The sequence below is a fragment of the Methyloceanibacter sp. genome (genome assembly GCF_035650995.1).
Lineage (GTDB): Bacteria > Pseudomonadota > Alphaproteobacteria > Rhizobiales > Methyloligellaceae > Methyloceanibacter.
In genome coordinates this window covers 1-3,081 of record NZ_DASRGO010000075.1, presented here as the reverse complement: position 1 = coordinate 3,081, position 3,081 = coordinate 1, and the positions used below count along the sequence as shown (strand labels likewise).

The following is a 3,081-nucleotide window of genomic DNA, read 5'->3' as shown; positions in this document are numbered from 1 at the left end:
TGAAGCTGTCGACGGCGAGCGAGAAGGAGGTGCGCCCCGGCCAGGCGAAGCGCACGCCGGACAGGCGGATCACGTCCGACGGCGCTGGGTGTGGCGTGACGGCCGCGACCACGATCGCCCGCTCAGATCATGCCGGCGAGGTTGAGGCTGGGCTTGGCCCGCGACACCTCGAACCTGCTCTGGGCCTTCGAGGTGATGACGTTGACCTCGAGCCTCTGGGCACGCGCAAAGGTCCGGAAGTAGGGGAATTCGATGCCGGTGATGCCGGCCGGGGACTGGCAGTCGAGCGCGTACTCGGCATGAAACTCGGCGTGGCTCTCGCTCTTGGACGCCCCCTTTGCCTTCCCGCCTCCTTCGATCTCGACCTTGGCCTCGACCACGCGGCAGCCCGCCGCGGCCGGCAGGACGAAGAGGGCGAGCGGCTGCATAAGCTGGCTCTTGGCCTTCTCGACCGCTGCCTGGTCACCTTTCGACGTGGCCGCGTGCTCGAAGCCCACGATGTCCGCTCCCGGCGCCTCGAGCTCCATGGTCACTCTGCTGCCTTCGATGGCGATGCTGAACGTGCCGCGCCCGTGCTCGTGGGCGCCGAGCTCGCGATGGGCCGCGGCGGGCAATGATAGGGTGGCGGCAGCAGCGGCGCCAGCCAACAGCAACGGGGCAATCAGGCGCATGACCGGGGTTCCTGGCTCGGGCGGTTGATGGTGGCCGCGTCGAGTACGTTATAACATAGCGCAGAATGTGGCGGCGGTGCGTTTGGCGTGCCGGCCCGACCATGGGGCCGGATTTTGCCCGGCTCCGACCCTCTCGACGTTGGCGATGAGTGCGACGGGCCTCTGCTTCGCCAACCTCGACTACCATCGCGAGGGAAGCGGTTGCGTTCCGCTCGTGGAGCAATGACCAGGGCGGTCGCGTGGACCGGGGACACGCGGACGAAGCCGGTAGCAAGTCCCGCGGTCAAGTGCCTGCAAAATACAGTCGGCGAGGCATTCTCCCGCTGGCATCCCGGGGATCAAAGTAGGGCCTGGTCCAGTCCCCTTCCTCGATGAGAAAGCCCTGCTTCATGTCCTCGGGTGTCGCCCCGGGATGCTTCTCAAGGAAGATGCGCACGGCCTCGCGGAAGGCGTAGTGGGAATAAAGGCGCATGTACTCTCCGAGGTAGATGTCGGCAACACGGGTATTGTCCTTGATGACGAGCATGTTCTCGTCATTGGTGCGCGTGCTTGCTTCACTGAAATTTGCCGAGCCCGTGACGACGATGGGAGCGTCAGACAGCGGATCAACCAGCATGAACTTGAGATGCACCCACTGGACGTGGGTCTCCGGGACAATGCGGTCCAGTTCGCGCAACCATTGGTCGAAGTCGTTGAGGGGAATGCGATTGCCCACCGCAATCACGACGTTCCTGCGCGCTTGCAGCTTGCGGATGGCAGCGATCTGGGCCTCCTTGCCCTTGCCGTTCCACTCCTTTTCCATGAGGGCGAACCTCAGAACGCTGTCGTCCTTCGCATAGACGTTGCGGAAGGCCTCGTTCATGCCGAAGGCGAACGTCATGAACAGCGCGCTCTTGGCGCTGCCTGCGAGCTCGCCGTACCAATTGAGGGCGTCCAGATTCGCACGCGGCGAGAACACAGGGGCGAGGCCGTTGTCGAAGGCCGTGGCCGGCGCCGGCGTCAGGTCGATCGTCCACGTCTTGTAATCCGAGCCGCGGCCGGTTTCAGGATCGGTCGCAAGCTTCTCGTGGTAGGCGAGGTACTTGCCAGCGACGGCTGTGCTCTGGGTGACGTGCACGCAGTTGGCGTGCCCAAAAATCCCGTTCTCGGTGAGGTTGGTCGAGCCGAAGAGAACCGCCTTGGCGCGACCGCCCTTGGTGAGCACGATGAACTTGTTGTGCATCAGCGTGCCCTCGCTGCGGGGCGTGGTGATGGACTTGATCCCGGCGGCGGCGATGGCCTCCTCGTTTCGGGTGTGCGGCCCAGATGCATTGTCGATATCATCGAACACGACATCGACATCGACGCCCCTTCTCTTGGCCTCGCGCAGCTCTTCCAGCACCGCTGGCCACTGAAATTCATAGAACGCACCTTTGAGCCCCCAGCCGCTGCCTTCGGCGCGTTTGATGAACTCGATTATGCCCTCGAGGAGACCGCGTGAAAGCCAATCGTAAGCGGCCTGCCCGACTTCATGTGGAGGGCGGTTCTGAAAGCGGCGGGCATATTCCTGCGTTGCCGGAGAACCGCGGTTGAAATGAATGGTGTGGTCGCCGCCGACGGGCTCGGTCGCGACCGAAACCTCGACCGATGTGCGCTGCTGGAGGTCGGCCGGGTCGCCGTACATGGCAACGACGGTATATGTGTAGCTGTAGCCGGGCTTGGCACTGTAGTCGGCCCACTGGAATGTCTGAAAGGGATGCTTGAGGCTCGAATGTTGGGACCCCGCCGCCGGATGTGGTTCTACGCTCTCGAAGACCTTGGTGCCCGACATCCAGTATTCTTCGTGCTCGGTGTGGTCGGCGCGCCTGATGGCAAATCCGCGCAGGCCGCGGCGCATGGCTTCGGTGATGTTGATGCCGAGCAAGACGACATACGATCCGGCAACCGCATTGACGCTAAGGCCGCCGTTGGCTTGGCGAACGCGCATCGCAACCTCCTGTCAACACTTGAAGCAACTGATGCAAAATTCTCGCTGATCGGCCCGCCTCCGCTTAAGACGCCGACCGCGAGCAGACGCGGCACAGGGCGTCCTTCACGCCCGGTTGCGGGCAGAAGGTGAATATCGACGGCCAGCATGACAGTCGGATGGCGCCTTCGCAATGTCAGTCCGAGCTGGACGGCGGTAACGCCGGAGCCCGATCAGCGGTTCGCTGATGCCTTAATGGCGACCCGCCCGCGCAGTGGCCGCAGCGATGGGAGGGGTTGAAGGGTCCCGACCGCGGGACCAAAGTGAGCGACCCGAGACATAGGTGACGAATCGTACCGGACACATAGGTAACACCTTTCGCACTTGCGGGGGTGTCGATGCCTTGGATGGAGTGTTCGGTGATGGACGAGCGACTGCGGTTCGTGGCCCGGCTGCTGGAGGGCG

General features: G+C 63.7%; 2 protein-coding genes. Both read right to left on the bottom strand.

Going from position 1 to position 3,081, the window contains the following annotated elements:
- Positions 1-122: 122 nt before the first annotated feature.
- On the bottom strand, positions 123-671 hold the full coding sequence (locus VFB18_RS06015; protein WP_324972230.1) for a DUF2796 domain-containing protein: 549 nt from the start codon (positions 669-671) through the stop codon (positions 123-125).
- 283 nt (positions 672-954) lie between these two features.
- Positions 955-2,574 (bottom strand): phospholipase D-like domain-containing protein, encoded by a 1,620-nt coding sequence (locus VFB18_RS06010; protein WP_324972227.1) that lies wholly within the window; start codon positions 2,572-2,574, stop codon positions 955-957.
- Positions 2,575-3,081 lie beyond the last annotated feature (507 nt).